This is a genomic window from Halorubrum sp. AJ67, from assembly GCF_000513435.1.
On the sequence record NZ_CBVY010000004.1, the window covers coordinates 186,087 to 187,015 of the forward strand.

The 929-nt window shown below is 56.6% G+C and carries 1 protein-coding gene; it reads right to left on the reverse strand.

Annotated elements, in window-relative coordinates; all coding sequences use genetic code 11:
* Positions 1–29: 29 nt before the first annotated feature.
* On the reverse strand, positions 30–854 hold the full coding sequence (locus BN903_RS06310) for an IS5 family transposase (protein WP_048076920.1): 825 nt from the start codon (positions 852–854) through the stop codon (positions 30–32).
* Between the last annotated feature and the right edge of the window lie 75 nt (positions 855–929).

Below are 929 nucleotides of genomic sequence, written 5' to 3' on the forward strand. Positions count from 1 at the left end.
TGCTCTGTTGAATAGACGTTGAGTCACAGTTACAGCGGCTCACACAGTGGTTCTATGTTAGTAATGGCGAACATTAGGACAATTTCACGGAACTGTCGATACCAGCTCAGCGCTCGCACGGCATCGCCGAGCGAGCGCTTTGTTGTCGAGTAGGATGTTTCGGCCATCCACCGCTGAGAGTAGCCGTTTGCTCGGTTGAGCGCGTTGTTCGCAGCTGCTTTCGCTGACGAACCACGGTAGTGAACGAGGTACTCAACGTCATGTGCGGCGATTTCGTACTCGGTATGCCAGTCTTGGAAGCCGTTATCGGCGGCGACGGACTGCAGGTCGTCCGCATTTCGGCGGACGACCTGCGGTCCGGTCTTCGTGTCATGCTTCCACCGTGCTGCGATGTGAACATCAAGAACAGCAAGTGATTCCACATCAGTCAATGTCGTCGCTTTGAGCGTCTGTATCGTCCGTCCTGCCCGCTGGCGGAAGTACGATGACGCACGTCGGCGGTCGAAAAACGTGCTGTCGAGCGCAGCGTGACCAGACTGCGGGTGCTGCTGCGCGGAAACGCGCAGCAGCGCCCGCCACACCCACATTTTCAGCCGATCAAACGACTTGTAGATCGTCGTATGATCGGGGAGATCGTCCTGATCTAAGTCGAGAGCGTCACGAACCTCGGCCATGTACTTCAGCCGATTCGGCGTTTCACGGTAGCTGCGCTCGTCTTCGACCCGAAAACAGTGTAAGACGACGTGAACCCAGCGGGCGAACCCGCCGCTGGCGGGCTCGCCCGCGTGCTTCCCTAACGCTTGTTTAGCTAGGTCACGACACTGCTCAATGAAGTCGAGGATGTCGATCTCCATGGTAGGTTCGATCTCCTCGGCTTTACCCTTCTAAACCGGTGATATCGGCTGATAAGATCGCTCTTCAACAGAGCA